15 protein-coding genes are annotated in these 15975 nt (G+C 70.1%); 6 read left to right on the top strand and 9 right to left on the bottom strand.

The window, feature by feature from the left end; genetic code table 11:
• The first annotated feature begins 3 nt into the window (after positions 1-3).
• The 3 genes from ccsB to JOE53_RS09025 all read left to right on the top strand — a co-directional run bounded on the left by ccsB (position 4) and on the right by JOE53_RS09025 (position 3535).
• On the top strand, positions 4-1020 hold the full coding sequence (gene ccsB, locus JOE53_RS09035) for a c-type cytochrome biogenesis protein CcsB (protein ID WP_204947463.1): 1017 nt from the start codon (positions 4-6) through the stop codon (positions 1018-1020).
• 129 nt (positions 1021-1149) lie between these two features.
• Positions 1150-3129, top strand: coding sequence for a cytochrome c oxidase assembly protein (locus JOE53_RS09030; protein ID WP_204947462.1), 1980 nt, complete (start codon positions 1150-1152; stop codon positions 3127-3129).
• 10 nt (positions 3130-3139) lie between these two features.
• On the top strand, positions 3140-3535 hold the full coding sequence (locus JOE53_RS09025; protein WP_045246023.1) for a DUF4307 domain-containing protein: 396 nt from the start codon (positions 3140-3142) through the stop codon (positions 3533-3535).
• A gap of 39 nt (positions 3536-3574) precedes the next feature.
• On the opposite strand, the gene JOE53_RS09020 is transcribed toward JOE53_RS09025, so the two are convergent.
• Positions 3575-5611, bottom strand: a complete 2037-nt coding sequence (locus tag JOE53_RS09020) for a heavy metal translocating P-type ATPase (RefSeq protein WP_204947461.1) — start codon at positions 5609-5611, stop codon at positions 3575-3577.
• 78 nt (positions 5612-5689) lie between these two features.
• Here JOE53_RS09020 and JOE53_RS09015 point away from each other — a divergent pair, with 78 nt between their 5' ends.
• Entirely contained in the window at positions 5690-6022 is a 333-nt protein-coding gene (locus tag JOE53_RS09015; RefSeq protein ID WP_045246029.1) for an ArsR/SmtB family transcription factor, read from the top strand.
• Between the two features lie 190 nt (positions 6023-6212).
• Here JOE53_RS09015 and JOE53_RS09010 read toward each other — a convergent pair whose 3' ends face one another.
• From JOE53_RS09010 to JOE53_RS08990, 5 genes are all read right to left on the bottom strand, one after another.
• On the bottom strand, positions 6213-7760 hold the full coding sequence (locus JOE53_RS09010) for a hypothetical protein (RefSeq protein ID WP_271171056.1): 1548 nt from the start codon (positions 7758-7760) through the stop codon (positions 6213-6215).
• A 10-nt stretch (positions 7761-7770) separates the two neighbouring features.
• Positions 7771-8421, bottom strand: a complete 651-nt coding sequence (locus JOE53_RS15115) for a response regulator (RefSeq protein WP_005050918.1) — start codon at positions 8419-8421, stop codon at positions 7771-7773.
• 73 nt (positions 8422-8494) lie between these two features.
• Positions 8495-8845: a histone-like nucleoid-structuring protein Lsr2 gene (locus tag JOE53_RS09000; protein WP_036290056.1), complete on the bottom strand. Its 351-nt coding sequence runs from the start codon at positions 8843-8845 to the stop codon at positions 8495-8497.
• A gap of 29 nt (positions 8846-8874) precedes the next feature.
• Positions 8875-9723, bottom strand: coding sequence for a LuxR C-terminal-related transcriptional regulator (locus tag JOE53_RS08995; protein WP_061682995.1), 849 nt, complete (start codon positions 9721-9723; stop codon positions 8875-8877).
• Positions 9724-9871: 148 nt separating this feature from the next.
• Positions 9872-10420 carry a methylated-DNA--[protein]-cysteine S-methyltransferase gene (locus JOE53_RS08990; RefSeq protein ID WP_204947460.1) on the bottom strand — a complete coding sequence of 183 codons (549 nt, stop codon included), beginning with the start codon at positions 10418-10420 and terminating at the stop codon, positions 9872-9874.
• Between the two features lie 220 nt (positions 10421-10640).
• On the opposite strand from JOE53_RS08990, the gene JOE53_RS08985 reads away from it, so the two are divergent.
• Together JOE53_RS08985 and JOE53_RS08980 are read left to right on the top strand one after the other, a co-directional pair.
• Positions 10641-14324, top strand: a complete 3684-nt coding sequence (locus tag JOE53_RS08985; RefSeq protein ID WP_407663958.1) for an AAA family ATPase — start codon at positions 10641-10643, stop codon at positions 14322-14324.
• Positions 14325-14329: 5 nt separating this feature from the next.
• Positions 14330-14521 carry a hypothetical protein gene (locus JOE53_RS08980; RefSeq protein ID WP_039412025.1) on the top strand — a complete coding sequence of 64 codons (192 nt, stop codon included), beginning with the start codon at positions 14330-14332 and terminating at the stop codon, positions 14519-14521.
• A 59-nt stretch (positions 14522-14580) separates the two neighbouring features.
• Here JOE53_RS08980 and mscL read toward each other — a convergent pair whose 3' ends face one another.
• The 3 genes from mscL to JOE53_RS08965 are packed head-to-tail and all read right to left on the bottom strand — an operon-like array spanning position 14581 to position 15913.
• Entirely contained in the window at positions 14581-14997 is a 417-nt protein-coding gene (mscL, locus tag JOE53_RS08975) for a large conductance mechanosensitive channel protein MscL (protein ID WP_204947458.1), read from the bottom strand.
• A 29-nt stretch (positions 14998-15026) separates the two neighbouring features.
• Positions 15027-15296: an FmdB family zinc ribbon protein gene (locus tag JOE53_RS08970; protein WP_204947457.1), complete on the bottom strand. Its 270-nt coding sequence runs from the start codon at positions 15294-15296 to the stop codon at positions 15027-15029.
• 20 nt (positions 15297-15316) lie between these two features.
• Positions 15317-15913 carry a 5-formyltetrahydrofolate cyclo-ligase gene (locus JOE53_RS08965; protein WP_061682990.1) on the bottom strand — a complete coding sequence of 199 codons (597 nt, stop codon included), beginning with the start codon at positions 15911-15913 and terminating at the stop codon, positions 15317-15319.
• Positions 15914-15975: the final 62 nt, after the last annotated feature.

Raw genomic sequence — 15975 nt, 5'->3', positions numbered from 1 at the left:
GCCATGACCGGAATCGACACGCTCTCCCTCGACGGCATCTCGCTGCTGCTGGTGTGGACGGCGATCGCCACCTACCTGCTCGCGTTCATCGCGTACACCATCGACCTGGCCGGGCGCTCCGTCCCCGCCAGCGTCCCGCAGCGGGAGCCGGTCCTGGCCGGCGCTACCGCACGGGCGGGCCAGCAGACGGACAACGCCCAGAGTGGGTCGGTGGACAGTGTTCGCACGCCGCCCGCGCAGCGTCAACGGCTGCTGTGGGCGCGGATCGGGACGTCGCTGACGGTCCTCGCGTTCCTGTTCCACCTGGCCGGCACCATCCTGCGCGGCATCGCCGCGGAGCGGGTGCCGTGGGCGAACATGTACGAGTTCGCGCTGACCGGCACGGTCTTGATCGTGGCCGTCTACCTGCTGGTGCTGCGCCGCTACGACCTCCGCTTCCTCGGTGCGTTCCTGATCGGCATGGTGGTGCTGCTGCTGGGTGGCGCGACGGTCTCGTTCTACGTCGAGGTCGTTCCGCTGATGGATCCGCTCAAGAGCGTGTGGCTGGTCATCCACGTCTTCGTCGCGTCCCTGGCCACCGCCCTGTTCGCGATCGCCTGCGGCATCTCCATCACCCAGCTCCTGCAGGCCCGCCGGGAGCGCCGCACCCGAGCATCCTCGGACACTGCCCGCGCCGACGGTCTTGGGTTTCTGCGCACTCTGCCCGCCGCCGACGTGCTCGAGTCCCTCGCGTACCGGTTCGCGATCGTGGGGTTCGTGTTCTGGACGTTCACCCTGATCGCCGGCGCGATCTGGGCCAACGACTCCTGGGGTCGCTACTGGGGCTTCGATGTCAAGGAGGTGTGGACGTTCGTGATCTGGGTGCTCTACGCCGGCTACATCCACGCCCGCGCGACCCGCGGCTGGCGCGGCACCCGCTCCGCCTGGCTGTCCATCATCGGGTTCGTCGCGGTGCTGTTCAACTTCACGATCGTGAACATGTTCTTCCAGGGCCTCCACTCCTACTCCGGGCTCACATGACCCCGCACCCCTGCCCCGCCCTCTTGCCCGAGCCGAAAGCACGCACATGACCCCGATACTCTCGATTCCCGCCACCACGGGTGCGGATGCCACTGAACGCGGACAGCGGTCACTCCGACCGCGACAGGAATGACTCCTCGCGTCTTGCGGGTCGCAGGGCCTGCGATCCTCGGCGGGGTCGCACTCATCGCCTTGGTCGGGGCGTTGTGGTTCGGTGGGGGTGCCGCGCAGATCCCACTCGGCGACGCCGGCCCTGTTGTGCGCTGGGGGCTTCCGGTCACGAAACTGGTCGTGAATCTCGCCGCCGCGGGCATGGTCGGTGTGCTCGTGACCGCCTTGTTCACGCTGCGGGCCGGTGAGCGCGAGTTCGACGCCGCCCTCGATACCGCGTCGATCTCTGCAGCCCTGTTCACCGTGGCCGCGGGCGCGACCGGGTTCCTCACGCTTCTCAGCGTGTTCAACCCGGCCATCGACGCAGGCCCCCAGTTCGGTGCCCAGCTCGGCCGGTTCCTCGTCGAGCTCGAGGTCGGCAGGACATGGCTGATCACGACGGTCGCCGGCGCCGCCCTCACCGTCCTGACATTCGCCGTGCGGTCCTGGGTCGGGACGCTTCTGGTCGCCCTGGTGGCGGTGGCCTCGCTCGTGCCGATGGGCACGCAGGGGCACTCCGGCGATGACGCCTTCCACCACGAGGCGATGATGGCGCTCATCCTGCACATCATCGGCGCCGCGGTGTGGCTCGGCGGGCTCCTGCTGCTCATCGCCGTCCGTCCAGCCCTCGACCGTCGCCGCATCCCCGATCTCGTCGCCCGCTACTCGAGCATCGCTCTGGCCGCGTTCGTGCTCGTCGCCGTGTCCGGCACGGTGCGCGCCGCCATCGGCCTGCAGGAGTGGTCCGATCTGCTCTCGCCCTATGGCGCGATCTTGGGCATCAAGGTCGTCGCGCTCGTCGGCCTCGGCCTCTTCGGGGCGTGGTACCGCACCCGCCTGATCGGCAGGATGCGCAGCTCCGACGCGGCATCCCGCCCTTTCTGGATGCTCATCGCGTTCGAGCTGGCACTGATGGGTGTGGCCAGCGGCGCCGCCGCAGCGCTGGCCCGCACTCCGCCACCGAACCCGGCCCCGCTTCCCGAGATCCCCTCGCCGGCAGAACGCCTCACCGGTGCCCCGCTGCCCCCGGAGCTCACGATCGAACGGTGGGTCACCGCGTGGAACGTGGACATGTTGTGGGCGGTGCTCGCCGGGTTCGCGATCTTCTTCTATCTCGCCGGGGTGTGGCGGCTGCGCCGGCGCGGCGACGCGTGGCCTGTGTATCGCACGATCATGTGGGTCGCCGGCATGGTGCTGCTGGTCTGGGTCACCGGCGGCGTCGTCAACGTCTACCAGGACTACCTGTTCAGCATGCACATGGTGGGGCACATGCTGCTCACGATGGCGATCCCGGTGCTGCTGGTCGCCGGCGCCCCGGTGACCCTCGCCGCCCGGGCGATCCGCAAACGCGACGACGGCACCCGCGGCGGGCGGGAGTGGATCCTGTGGGCGGTGCATTCGCCCGTCGCCCGCATCCTGACGAACCCGTTCGTCGCGGCCGCCCTGTTCATCGGCTCACTGTGGGTGTTCTATTACACCGACCTGTTCCGCTGGTCGCTGTACGACCACCTCGGCCACCAGTGGATGATCGCGCACTTCCTCATCACCGGCTACCTGTTCGCGCTCTCCCTGATCGGCATCGACCCGGTGCCGTGGCGGCTTCCCTACGCCGGCAGGCTGCTGCTGCTCATCGGTGTGATGGCGATGCACGCGTTCTTCGGCATCGCCATCATGATGCAGTCGGGGCTGATGGTCGCCGACTGGTTCGGGTCGATGGGTCGCACCTGGGGTGTCACACCGCTCGAGGATCAGTACACCGGCGGCGGTATCGCGTGGTCGATCGGTGAGATCCCCACCCTGATCCTCGCGATCACGGTCGCGATTCAGTGGAGTCGCAGCGACGACCGCGAGACCAAGCGGCGAGACCGGCACGCCGACCGCACCGGCGAAGCCGAGCTCGAGGCCTACAACGCACGCCTCACCGAGCTCGCCGACCGCGATGCTCGCAGCCGCAGATAGGGCGCACTACGTGACGACGAAAGAGGAGCTCGCCGACCGCTACGGTCGGGGACCGCGGCCCATCCGCCGCCGCGTGTTCTGGGTCACCGTCGCGACGGCGGCAATCCTGTCTGTCGCCGGGCTTTCGTGGCTGACTGTCTCGAACTCGCTCGACGACGTCGGATTCGACGAGACCGGATACGAGCTGGTCGATGCGCGCACCGTGACCGTATCCTTCCAAGCCACGCCACCCGCTGGGACGTCGTTCGCATGCGCGGTGCAGGCATTGGATGAGGACTTCGGCATCGTCGGTTGGCGGGTCATCGAGTACCCCGCGTCCGAGGAGATCACACGAGCACTCGTGGAGACCATCCCGACCGTCGCGCAGGCAACGACCGGCACCGTGCAATCCTGCTGGGCCACATAGCCGCGCAAGGGAGGCCGTCGCCTGCGCCGGCTGAGTCTCTCAAGCGGTGGGCCTGTCTTCGTGGTCGATGCCGTGGTGCTCTTTGCCGCGCTCGAAGTTGAGCAGGCGGAGTGCGTTGCCGACGACGATCAGGGTGGAGCCTTCGTGGATGAGTACGACCGCGCCGATGTTCAGGCCGAGGAAGGTGGCGAGGATGAGGAACGCGACGATCGCGAGGCTGGCGATGAGGTTCTGCCGGATGATGCGGCTGGTGGCGCGGCTGAGCCGCACGGCGAACGGGACGCGGCCGAGGTCGTCGCTCATCAGCGCGATGTCGCAGGTTTCCAACGCGACGGTGGAGCCGGCGGCGCCCATCGCGATGCCGACGTCGGCGCGGGCCATCGCGGGGGCGTCGTTGACGCCGTCGCCGACCATCGCGATCGGTCGGTGGGTTTCGGCGAGGCGGGTGATCTGAGCGACTTTGTCCTCGGGGAGCAGTTCGCCGATCGCGGTGTCGACGCCGACTTCCTGGCCGACCGCGTCGGCGACGCGCTGGTTGTCGCCGGAGATCATCACGAGCTGCCCCACGTTCGCGCCCCGGAGCGCGCTGAGCACCTGGGCGGACTCCGCGCGGGACGCATCCATCACGCCGACGATGCCGAGGAACCGGTCGCCACGGCGGATGATCATCAGCGTCTGCCCGGAGTCCCGCGCCTGCGTGTACGCGTCGGCGAGCGTGCCGGTCAGCGCGAGTTGCTGCTCGTCGAACATGCGCAGGTTGCCGACGTCGACCCGCTCGCCGTCGATCGTCGCCGTGACGCCACGCCCGACGACCGCGTTCAGGTCTGTCGCGGTGAGGCGCTCGGCCTGGGGGACGCGGGGCTCGAGGTCGCGGACGATCGCCTCGGCCAGCGGGTGATCGCTGAGCGCTTCGACAGCGACCAGAGTGCGGATCAGCTCGGACTCGGGCACGTCGGCGGCGGGGGTGACGGACGTCACCCGGGGGGCACCCCAGGTCAGGGTGCCGGTCTTGTCGAACGCCATCGCCTTGACCCGCCCGAGCGTCTCGAGCGGGGCGCCGCCCTTGACGAGCACCCCGGCACGCGCAGCACGGGCGACCCCTGCCAGCACCGCGGCCGGGGTTGCGATCGCGAGCGCGCAGGGGCTGGCGGCGACGAGCACGGTCATGGCGAGGTAGAACGCGTCGGGGAACGGTTGCGCGAACGCGAGCCAGGAGATCAGGAGGGTGACGGCGACCCCGAGGATCACGGCGGGCACGTACCAACGCTGGAACCGGTCGATGAACTGCTGTGTGGGGGAGGCGGCCTGGTCGGCGGAGCGGACGAGCTCGACGACCTTGCTGAGCGTCGAGTCCGCGGAGGTCGCGGTGACCTCGACCTCGAGCACGCCGGACCCGTTCACGGTGCCGGCGAACACACGGTTGGCGGCGGGCAGGGTGTCGACGGTGCGCATCGCCCGCTCCGGGTCGGCCACCGGCTCCTTCTCCACCGGAATCGACTCCCCGGTGACCGCGGACTGATCCACCGCGGACACCCCGGAGATCACGAACCCGTCTGAGGGAATGCGGGAGTTCGGGCGGATGACGACGATGTCCCCGACGACGATCTCCTCCACCGGCACCTCCACCGGCTCGTCCCCGCCGCGGCGCACCAGGGCGCTGCGGGGAGCGAGCTCGGCCAGGGACTCGATGGACTTGCTGGCACGGCTGAGGGCGTATTCCTCGAGCGCGTGGCCGAGGCTGAACAGGAACAGCAGCACCGCCCCTTCCGCCCACCGGCCGATGAGGGCGGCGCCGATCGCGGCCACCAGCATGAGGAAGTCGACCTCGAACTTCCCTCGCATCGTCGAGGCGATCGCGGTGCGGAACGTGAAGAACCCACCGAAGAAGTAGGTGGCGAGGAAGAACACCAACGGCCACCCGACCATCGGCAGCCCCAACGCGAACTCGGCGATCATCCCGCCGGCGTAGGTCACGCCCGCGGCGATCGCGAACCACAGCTCCCACCGGGCCGAACCGTGGGAATGGTCGTGCGTCTCCGCAGCGGGCGCGGTAGTCGTCGGGGAAGAAGCAGTCATGCGACGAGGATACATCACAAGATCATGATATATTGTAGTTGTGAATGATTATCGTGATCGGAGGGCACAATGGTGAGCATGGCCGGTACTGAGACGCGTCGGGAAGCAGGCACCCTGTCCGTAGCGGATGCTGAGCGTCTCGCCGAGATCATGCAGGCACTGGCGTCACCTGTGCGGCTGCGCATTCTGAGCGCGCTGAGTGTTCAGCCGAGCACCGTGACCGACCTCAGCGAACAGCTGCACATCGGACAGACGACCACATCGAACCATTTGCGGCTGCTGCGGCATCTGAGCCTGGTCCTTGGCACGCGCGACGGCCGGCACATCCACTACTCGCTCTTCGACGACCACGTCTCCGAACTGCTCGAGGAGGCCATCGGGCACCTCGAGCATCTGCCCGGCGGAGGATGACGCCTGCCGGAGCTCCCCGATTGACGAGAGTATTCCCGTTCACGTCGGGGGGCGCTGCTGCGGCCGGGGAGAGCGCGTCGCTGCCGGTTCGGACACGCTGCATGGTGTGTAGCCGATCGCCGCGACGGCCATGAGCTCTTGTAAGAATCCGCCACTACTCGCGGAATCCTGAACCCGAAACCCCAGCCAACTACCGTGGAATCGCGGCATTCCTCGCCATCTCGAGCGGGAACCTACAACTCTTCTCGTCGCTGTGCTTGACCGCGTTCAGAAGTCCCTCGGCGATGACGTCGTACACATCGCGCGCGAGGCGGGGATGCGCATCGAGCGCGGCCATCGCCCGCGGATCGAGCGTGGTCTGCAGCACGATCACCCGTCCCCACGTCGCCAGCAGCGCTCGCAGTGCCGCAGCATCCGTGCCGGGGTCGGCGGCCGCGTATGTCGACGTCAGCCGATGCACGAGCGCGAGAAGATCGTCGCGCAGTGCGGAGGTGTCCGCCGGGGATGGGTGCGGATGCGTCAACGCGAACTGCACGCACGCTCCCTGCCCGTCGCGGTGCAGCAGCTCCGCCGTGCGTCGCAGGCCTTCGCGGGCGGGACCGACACCCTCACGGCTCGCGCGCTGAGAATGCGTGATCGTTCCCGACAGTCGACGCTGTTCTCGGCGCAGTCTCTGCACGGCGCCCGCGCACAGGGCGCCCGCGAGCGCGAAGGCGAGGTAGTCGATCCCCGGCAGAAGCACGATGAGGCCGCGATGTCCGTAGATGGCTGTCAGCGCGGAGAGCACGACGCCGCCGATGGCCGCGCCCAGCAGATAGACCGTGGCGCTGAGACGGGCGCTGCGTACGAACCTTCGGCGCCGCGCGACATGGTCGACAAGACCCGTCACGGTGACGACGGCGACCAGACCCGCGATCAGCTCGGCGGGGCCCGTCGTTCGCAGCGCGTAGGGCAGTGTGCAGGCGATGTAGACGATCGCGACCGTCCCGCGTGGTGGAAGGCGCAGCGGCGGCAGCGCCAGGCCGCGACGGCGAATCGAGATCTCATCCGTGGCGGGTGCGCCCCGCGGCGCCGAGGTCGTCGCCGCATCGTCCGCCACCTGTTGCAAGCGGTGGCTCCAGGTGCGGAAGGCCTCCGTCCCGAGCGCGCGCACGCCGCTCGGCCCCGTCGCGGGATCCCACCGATCGATCGCCCGGGTGAGGGCGGATGCCGCGGCACCCACTTCGCGGCGGGCGCGCCGGTCGACGACGACGGCGCGGTCGGGCGCGGCGGCGAGCTCTGCCGCCACCTCGCGCAGCAGCGCGTTGGTGCGACGCAGCGTGTGCACGGCGTTCTCGAGCACGGCGATCATCGCGAGCACGACCGGCCAGACGACCACGTTCGTCGCGATACGGAACGGCAGCTGGGCTGCTGCCGGAATCGGCAGTGCCCACGGCGCGGCCCACGCGTCCTGCGCGAGCGGGCGCAGGGCGGCGCACGCGACGATGCCGACGATGAGCACGATCGCGCGCACGCGCGGCGCGGACAGGTGCCGCTCGATCAGCGCGAGGGCCCCGAGCGCAAGCACGAAGCATGTCGTCGTGGCCAGCGTCGCCGGAGCCAGCGCCGCGACATCCACGCCCGCACCCACGGGCGCCATGATGGTCATCGACAGGACGAGGGTCGCCGCGAGCGACCACAGGCTCAGAAACCGTCCGTCGGCCACGACACGGCCGATCGCCGTGGCGAACTGCCTCACCCGCGGCCTCTCACCGGGCGGGGCCGAACGCGGCCAGGTACATCGCCGCAGCGGCGACGCGAGGGCTGACGGTCGGGTCGCCCGTCACATCCAAGCGGTCGAACAGGCGGCTGATCGAACGTTCCACGGCCCGCACGCTCGACGCGGTCTCTTCGGCGATGCGCTCGTTCGACCATCCGCGAGCGACCATCGCGAGGATCTCGAGCTGATGGCGGGTGAGCGCGCCGAGGCCGTCGCGGGCATCGGGTGCAGGCAGAGCCGTCGCCGCCGGCACCCGCCGCGTCGACAGCGCCTGCTCCAACGCCGACACGAGCGCGTCGGCCGAGTCGAGATCCTGCTTGGAGACGAAGACCGCATGGGCGATGCCCATCGCCGTCGCGCCGGCCGCGGCCCGTGGATAGCTGCTGAGGAACACGATCGCCAGATGCGGGGCGAGCTCGGACAGCATGGCCGCCAGTTCCGCGCCGGAGGGTCGGCTGCCGAGGTCGATATCGGTCAGCAGCGCGTCGGGGTCGAACTCGGTGAACAGCTGGGTGGCCGTCGCCGCGTCGGCCGCGGCGGCCGTCTCGAACCCGTGACGCTGCAGCAGCTCGCACACGAGCATGCGCAGGGCGGCCTGGTCTTCGACAACGAGCACGCGACGGGTCCAGTCCGAGGCCACGACATCACCCTAGCGCTCGCGCCGCGTGTCCCGTCGTTGCCCCGACGAGCACCGGTGTCGCTCCCTGCAGTCGTCAGTGAGCGGCGTCGTAAGCCTCGAGAACGGATGCCGGAACGCGCCCGCGCTCGGACACCGTGAAACCGTTCTTGGCGGCCCACTCGCGGATCGGGCCGTAGTCGCGCTGCTGGGAGCGGCGTTGGCCGCGGGTGCCGGCACGGCGCGGTGCGGCGGAGCGCGACGAGACGCTGCGCGCGGCGGAGACATACGGCGCGAGCACATCGCGGAGCGCGGCGGCGTTGTCGGTGGTGAGGTCGATTTCGTACGCGGTGCCGTCCAACGAGAACAGGACGGTCTCACCGTCACCGACTTCGAGAACGGTGCCGTCCAGGTCGTCGACGAGCTGGTGAACGATTTTGCGGGCCATAGGCAGAGCCTACTGATACTGACGGCTGATCAGGGGAGCAGTCCCGCGCGTCGCGCCCGTGTCACCGCGGCGTGACGCGTTCCCGTGTCGAGTTTGGCCATCGCCGACTGCAGATACGACTTGACGGTGCCCTCTCGCAATCCGAGCGCGACCGCGATCTCGGCATTGGTCTGGCCCAGCGCCGCACACGCGAGCACATCGATCTCACGCGGCGACAGCTTCACGTCGAGCGTCTCCGTGGCCGCACCGTCTTCGCGGGTCAGGTCGGCGAGACGCTGCTCGATCTCGGCGAGGCGGCGCCGGATGGCGGCGTCGGGCACATCGGCGGCGATGCGGCGCAACTGCGCGTACGTGTCGCGCAGGTGCTCGCGCAGCACGGGGTCGACGCCCGAGGTGGATGCCGGAGCGAGGGTGAGTCGCCGCTGCACTTCTTCTCTGACGCGAAGCTCCGTCGCCAGATCGCTGGCGATCTGGAGCGCCATGCGTGCGGTGGACTCTCCGAAGGGGGACGGCGACCACGAACCGCAGTAGAGCACGCCGCGTGCGCGCCCGGCGACGAGGACGGGAACAGCGAACAGCGTCGAGATCCCCTCGCCGAGGATCGCGCGATCGTAGTCGTGGGTGATGTTGCGCGAAGACCGGTAGTCGAGCGCGAGTCGCGGGCGCCGCTCCACGAGCGCCCGCCCGCCGAGACCGCGGCTGGCGTGCACGACGAGTCCGGACAGGTGCGGGGTGCGGTTTCCGACGACCGAGGTGACCTCGACCGCGTCTGCCCGCTCGAACCCGCCGAAGGCGACGGGAAGGCCCGTGCGGGTGGCCAGATCTTCGACGGCGTACGCCAGCAGATCGCTGTCGGAGAGCGGGGTCGGCGTCGCCATCTCGCCTCCCTGACCTCGAGGGTGACGGCCGCGTCACCCGTGCGCTCGAGGATATCACCGGGCGTCGTCGCGGGGTCCGCCAGCGATCCACCCGAGCTCGGCACGGGGCTCCCGCGTCGCGCCGCGGGAGCCCCGTGCCGCGACCGGCCTACACGGCGGCGGATCCAGCGGTGCCGTCGCGTACGACGCGCGCTTCGAGATCGAGGAGGAACCGTTTGCGTTCGGGGTGACCGCCGTACTCACCGATGGATCCGTCGGCACGGACGACACGGTGCGCCGGAATCACGATCGAGATGGGCGTGCGGGCACATGCCGATCCCGCCGCGCGGTGCGCGCCCGGTGAGCCGGCGAGAATCGCCAATTCGCCGTACGAGCTCGTCTCGCCATACGGGATCTCGTCCATCGCCTCCAGTGCCCGGCGTGCGAAACCGTCGACCCCGTGCAGGTCGAGATCGAGCGTGAAACGTCGCCGCGTGCCCGCGAAGTACTCGTCCAGCTGCGCGGCCACCTCGGCGGTGGCCGCGGCATCCGGCACCACGATGCCCTGGCGGCGGGCGCTGATCGCTTCGAGGCGGCGGTCGGCCGCCGTCAGCGACACATCCAGCACGTCCAGGGCGACGAGGCCCCCATCGGCGACGACGATGAGGGCCTCGCCGATCGGTGTCGGGTGCACCGAGTATGCGGCAGTCGAGGTCATGACTCCATGATGCTCGCGACGGTCGACATCATCGTCGCGCGGTCGCGGTCTGTGGAGGCGCAGAGCCTCCGCGCCGGTTGGGGAGGAGGATCCACGGTGCCGCCCCACCTGTCACATCAGCCCCAATACCGCGAAAACCCGCCGCGCTAACCGGGAACGCCGTGATCGGGACTTTAGGGTGTCGAGTGTGTGGAGAGCAGACGATGGCGCCGTGCGAGGCGTGGACGACGCCGACCACGGTCATGCGGTGAGCCCGGCGGACCTCGACCTGTCTGAGCCGGGGGTCGTCGTGACCCACGTCGCCGCCGGTGAGCGTGCGCGCCTGCGCGAGGAGTCGGCGTGGCTCGGTGGCCGGTCCACCCTGCTGCACTACACCGACGCCGGCGATGCGGGCATCGACATCACGAAAGCCCATCCCGGCAGCCTGCCCCAGTTCATCACCGGGCGCTCCACGCTGCTGTCCAACCTCTTCCGTGACGAGGTCGCCCTGCGCACGGCCCGCCTGGCGGCCGAGCGCATCGCCGCCAAGGACGTCGAGATGCGCACGACCCGTGGCATCGACACGGTGCACCTGGCGGTCGGCATCGCCGGCTGGCGCATCGGCGGCGTCACCTACGCCGCCCCGGTGCTGCTGCGCCCGCTCGCCATCCGCCGCCACCACTCCGACTTCGATCTCAAGCTGCACGGCACCTTCACGATCAACCCCGAGCTCGTCGTCGCCGCGCGCACGCACTTCGGTCTCGTGATCGACGGGCGCGCGCTCGCCGAACTCGCCTACGACGGTGGCGTCTTCAAACCGCAGCCGGTCATCGACCACCTGCGCGCGCTCACCGCGCACGTCGACACCTTCACCGTGCAGCCGCGCCTGGTCGTGTCGACGTTCGCCGACGCGTCGTCGCCGATGAGTCGCGACGCCGAGAGCCTCGATCACCCGATCCTGAACGCCCTCGCCGGCCACGAGTCCGACCGCGAGGATCTGTCGATCGTCCGCGCGCCCGCCCCGCCCGTCAGCTCCGATGAGCGACCGCCCGCCGCCGACCGGCTCCTGCTCGATGCGGATGCCGAGCAGGAGGCCGTGCTCGCGCGCATCGCCGCCGGACAGTCGCTCGCCGTGCACACGCTGCCCGGCACCGGCGGCACGCAGACGGTGATCAACGCGGTCGGCGAGCTCGTGCGCGCCGGCAAGCGCGTGCTCGTGGTCAGCGCGCGGCGCTCGACCCTCGAGGGCGTCCGCCACCGCCTCGCCGGTATCGGACTGCCGGGCCTGGCCGTCTCGCCGCGTCATCTCCACCGCGACCTCATCCGCGCGATCACGCGCAACGAGAAGGCGGAACAGCCTAAGGTGGCCGACGTCGACGATGCGCTCGTGCGCCTGCGCACCGTGCTGCGCGATTATCGCGACTCGCTCACCCAGCGGCATCCGCGCGTCGAGGTCTCCCCGCTCGAGGCATTGCGCACCCTGGCCACGATCGCATCGATGACGCCGCAGCCGTCGGCGACGACCCGATTCGACATTGCCACCCTGCAGTCGCTCGGCACCCGCCGTGCCGAGGCCGCGCAGGCGCTGGCGACCGCCGCCCGTCTCGGCGAGTTCCGCTTCGGCCCCGACGATTCGCCGTGGTACGGCGTCGCCTTCGCCTCCACGCAGGAGGCCCGCGACACCCACGCGCTCGCCGGACGGCTGCACCGCACAGAGGTGCCCGCCATGCTCGAGCGCGGGTACGAACTCATCGCGCAGACGCGCATGCGTCCGTTCTCGACGCTGGCCGAACTCGGCGCCTACGTGCAGCTGCTGCAGGGCATCCGGGCATCGCTCGATCGCTTCAGCACGACTGTCTTCGAGCGCCCGCTGGCGGAGCTCATCCAGGCGCACGCGCCGCGCCGCGACGCTCCCGCGATGACATCGCCCCAGCGCCGGCGCCTGAAGAACCTGTCGCGCGAGTACGTGCGCCCGGGCATGCACATCACCGACATGCACGAGTCGCTGGTGCGCGTGCAGCAGCAGCGCGCGCAGTGGCAGCAGCTGGTGGATCCGGGCGTCATGCCCGAGATCCCCCTGGGTCTGGACGATGTCGCCACGGCGTGGCAGCGTGTGGCCTCCGACCTGGGGGCCCTCGACCGGGCACTGGGGCGCACCGAACCGCTCGCGTCGTTGCCGATCCCCTACCTGCTGCGCACGCTCGCGGGCTTGGCGGCGACCTCCGACGTCTTCGACAACCTGGTCGAGCGCGCCACCCTGCGCGGCGAGCTCGCCGACATGGGACTGGAAGAGCTGCTCACCGAGCTGTCGGTCCGCCACGTCCCCGAAGAGCACGTCGCCGCCGAGTTCGAGTTCGCGTGGTGGCAGTCCGCTCTCGAAGCGATGCTGCGCTCGGACCGGGCGCTGCTGGGCGCGAACACATCGGTCGTCGACCGGCTCGAACGCGATTACCGACTGGTCGATGAGGCGCACGCGGCCTCGGCGGGTCCGCTGCTGGCCGCGGAACTGGCGACGACGTGGAAGATCGCCGTCGTCGACGAGGCCGGCGAAGCTGCGACCCTGAAGCAGCTGCTGCGCAGCGGCGGAGCGTCTGCGACGGAGCTGGTCGAGGCCGCGCCGAAGCTCGTGCGCACGCTGGCCCCCGTGTGGCTCGCGTCGCCCTATGAAGTGCCCTCGATTCCCGAGTCGCCGCTGTTCGACGTGGTCATCGTCGCGGATGCCGCGGCGCTGTGCCTCGCCGAGGCGGCGCCGGCACTGCGACGCGCCCGCCAGGTGGTCGTCTTCGGCGACCCGGTGACGCAGCGTCCCACCGCGTTCCGCGTCGGTGCCGGGCACGCGAGCGCGGAGGACGAGCCCGATGTGCCGTTCGACGAGGTCAGCGTGTTCGAGCGGCTCACCGAACTCGTTCCGGTCGAGACGCTGACCCGCAGCTATCGCGCGGGCGGTGAGGACCTCGCCGAGCTCGTCAACGGCGCGTTCTACGAAGGTCGACTCGTCTCCTACCCCTGGGCGGGCTCGTACCTCGGGCGCGGGAGCCTCAGCGTCGACTACGTCGAAGGCGGCACCGGCGCACCCGATCCGATCACCGGCGCCGTCGAGAGTCCGGATGCCGAGGTCGCCCGCGTCGTCACTCTCGTGGTCGAGCACGCGGTCAACCGTCCCACCGAGACCCTCATGGTCGTCACGGCATCCGTGCGGCACGCCGAGCGCGTGCGCGCCGCCGTCGCCGCCGCCTTCGCGGGCCGATCCGACGTCGCCGAGTTCGTCGGCCGCGACACGGCCGAGCCGTTCGCGGTGCTCGGACTCGAAGAATCGGTGGCGGAGAGCCGCGACCGGGTCGTCTTCTCGCTCGGATTCGGATTGACCAAGCACGGCCGGGTGCTGAGCGACTTCGGCGATCTGTCGGGCCCCGACGGAGAGCGCCTGCTGACGGTCGGTATGACACGCGCGCGCCGTTCGATGGTCATCGTCTCCTCGATCCGCCCTTCTGCCTTCGATGAGGGACGTCTGGAGTCCGGTGCCGCGACGCTGATGTCGATCCTCGGCGGCATCGCCGCGCGGGCCCGCGAGTCCCGGCTCGAAGACCTCGCCGATCCGCTCACGCTGGCGCTCGCCGGTCACCTGCGCGCGCTCGGCATCGCCGTGGACGTCAACTACCGGGGCATCCTTCCCCTGGTCGCGCAGCACCGTGGCAAGGCGGTCGTCGTGGAGAGCGACGCCGACAGCATGGGGGAGACCCTGCGTGAGAGCCTGCGACTGCGCCCCCAGGTGCTGCGCCGTCTCGGATGGCACTACGTGCGCGTGCACGCCTTCGACCTGTACAGCGACCCGGCCGGGGTCGCGGGACGGATCGCGGCCATCCTCGGCGCCTCGCCCGAGACGCCGCGCGCCGAGACCGTGACCGAACCGCTCGATCTACGCTGATCCCCGTGGAAGACGAGAGCCGTCAGCGCGTCGAGCGCGTGCGCGGATCGCGCCGCGCGCGACTGACTCCGGCGCCGGGCACCGACCCCGCGCCCGAGGTCCCCGTCATCCGCGACGATGCCCCGCCCCTCACCGGGGACGGGGCATCGGGGCCGAACGATGAGCGCCTGCGGCGGGACGTGCCGCCGCACTACTAGGGGCGTTTCGACTCGCTGCGCTCGCTCAACGACCGGAAGAGCGACGACGCAAAACGCGCTCAGCGCGCGGTGGAGTTCTTCTCCAGCAGGTCGCGGATCTGGATGAGCAGTTCCTGCTCGGTCGGCAGCTTCTCCGCTTTGTCTTCGGGGACGCCGGCCTTGGCGGCCTGACGCTCCTTCCACGCGTTCATCGGGAACACGAACACGAAGTAGACCACGATCGCCACCGCGAGGAAGCTGATGAGCGCGCTGACCAGGTCGCCGATCGGGAAGGTGACCGTTCCGCCCCAGACCGCGGGAACCGGGATGCCGGGAACACCGTTGTCGCCCGGCTTCCAGAACACCTCGATGAGCGGGGTGATGATGGACGCCACGATCGCGTTCACGACGGCGGTGAATGCGGCACCGATCACGACAGCGACCGCGAGGTCGATGACGTTGCCGCGCATGATGAAGTCTTTGAAGCCCTTGATCATGGTTCCTCCGATTCTCCGGCGTGCGCCGGTCACGACCCCGACGAAGCGGCCGAGGACTTCGCCTCGGACTTCGATGATGTCGAAGTCGATGCGCCGGCGCCAGCGGCCGCGCCGGAGGTGGACGAACGCGAGTCGGTGCGGTAGAAGCCGGAACCGTTGAAGGTCACGCCGACGGTTCCGTACTGCTTGCGCAAAGCGCCGCCGCATTCGGGACACTGCGTCAACGCGGCATCCGAGAACGACTGCACGGCATCGAAGCGGTGTCCGCACTGCGTGCAGGCATAGGCGTAGGTGGGCATGGTGTCCTCCGGGAAGGGGCTCAGCGTCGCGGCGACGCGAGGTCGACGGTGCGGGTGGGGGTGACGACACCGGTGACCGGCTGGTCGTGGAGGTCGCGGGGGACCTCGTCCAGCAGTTCGGTGTCGAAGACGACGGCGTAGACGGGCGGGCAGTGCTGCATCGAACCGAGGGTCTTGTCGAAGTAGCCCCGCCCCCAGCCGAGGCGCATACCGGTGCGATCGACGGCGGCGGCGGGGATCACCAGCAGATCGACGTCGTTGACGGCCAGCGGGCTCAGCACCTCGCCGACCGGTTCGGGCATGCCGAACAGGCCCTCGGCGATATCGGCGCCGGGCTCGGCGACGACCCAGTCGAGAAGGCCGTCGGCGCGGGTGATGGGCAGCAGCACGCGGATGCCGCGCTCGACGGCGTCGGCCACGAACTCGTGGGTGCCCGGCTCGGTCGGAGCCGACAGGAAGCAGGAGATCGAGCGCGCGCCGGTGCGGGCGATCAGCGCGTCGAGCTGCGCCTTGACGCCGGCGGCGTCGGCGGTGCGCATCGCCTCGGAGCGCTGCTGACGGCGCTCGCGCAGGTCGGCGCGCAGCGCCCGCTTCGCGTCGTCGATGCCGTCGGTCATGGTCCGATTGTAGGCGGCGCACCGACATGCACGGCCGAGACCGTTACGGGTGTGGCGGCGCG

The sequence above is a fragment of the Microbacterium laevaniformans genome, assembly GCF_016907555.1.
GTDB lineage: Bacteria > Actinomycetota > Actinomycetes > Actinomycetales > Microbacteriaceae > Microbacterium > Microbacterium laevaniformans.
The sequence above is the reverse complement of the archived record's forward strand: the minus strand, read 5'-3'. Positions and strand labels throughout refer to the sequence as shown.

Coding starts and splice junctions, on each gene's coding strand:
- JOE53_RS09020 (WP_204947461.1), bottom strand. CDS start 5,611: ATGACTGCTTCTTCCCCGACGACTACCGCGCCCGCTGCGGAGACGCAC.
- JOE53_RS08990 (WP_204947460.1), bottom strand. CDS start 10,420: ATGACCTCGACTGCCGCATACTCGGTGCACCCGACACCGATCGGCGAG.
- JOE53_RS09015 (WP_045246029.1), top strand. CDS start 5,690: ATGGCCGGTACTGAGACGCGTCGGGAAGCAGGCACCCTGTCCGTAGCG.
- JOE53_RS08970 (WP_204947457.1), bottom strand. CDS start 15,296: ATGCCCACCTACGCCTATGCCTGCACGCAGTGCGGACACCGCTTCGAT.
- ccsB (WP_204947463.1), top strand. CDS start 4: ATGACCGGAATCGACACGCTCTCCCTCGACGGCATCTCGCTGCTGCTG.
- JOE53_RS09000 (WP_036290056.1), bottom strand. CDS start 8,845: ATGGCCCGCAAAATCGTTCACCAGCTCGTCGACGACCTGGACGGCACC.
- mscL (WP_204947458.1), bottom strand. CDS start 14,997: ATGATCAAGGGCTTCAAAGACTTCATCATGCGCGGCAACGTCATCGAC.
- JOE53_RS08965 (WP_061682990.1), bottom strand. CDS start 15,913: ATGACCGACGGCATCGACGACGCGAAGCGGGCGCTGCGCGCCGACCTG.
- JOE53_RS09030 (WP_204947462.1), top strand. CDS start 1,150: ATGACTCCTCGCGTCTTGCGGGTCGCAGGGCCTGCGATCCTCGGCGGG.
- JOE53_RS08995 (WP_061682995.1), bottom strand. CDS start 9,723: ATGGCGACGCCGACCCCGCTCTCCGACAGCGATCTGCTGGCGTACGCC.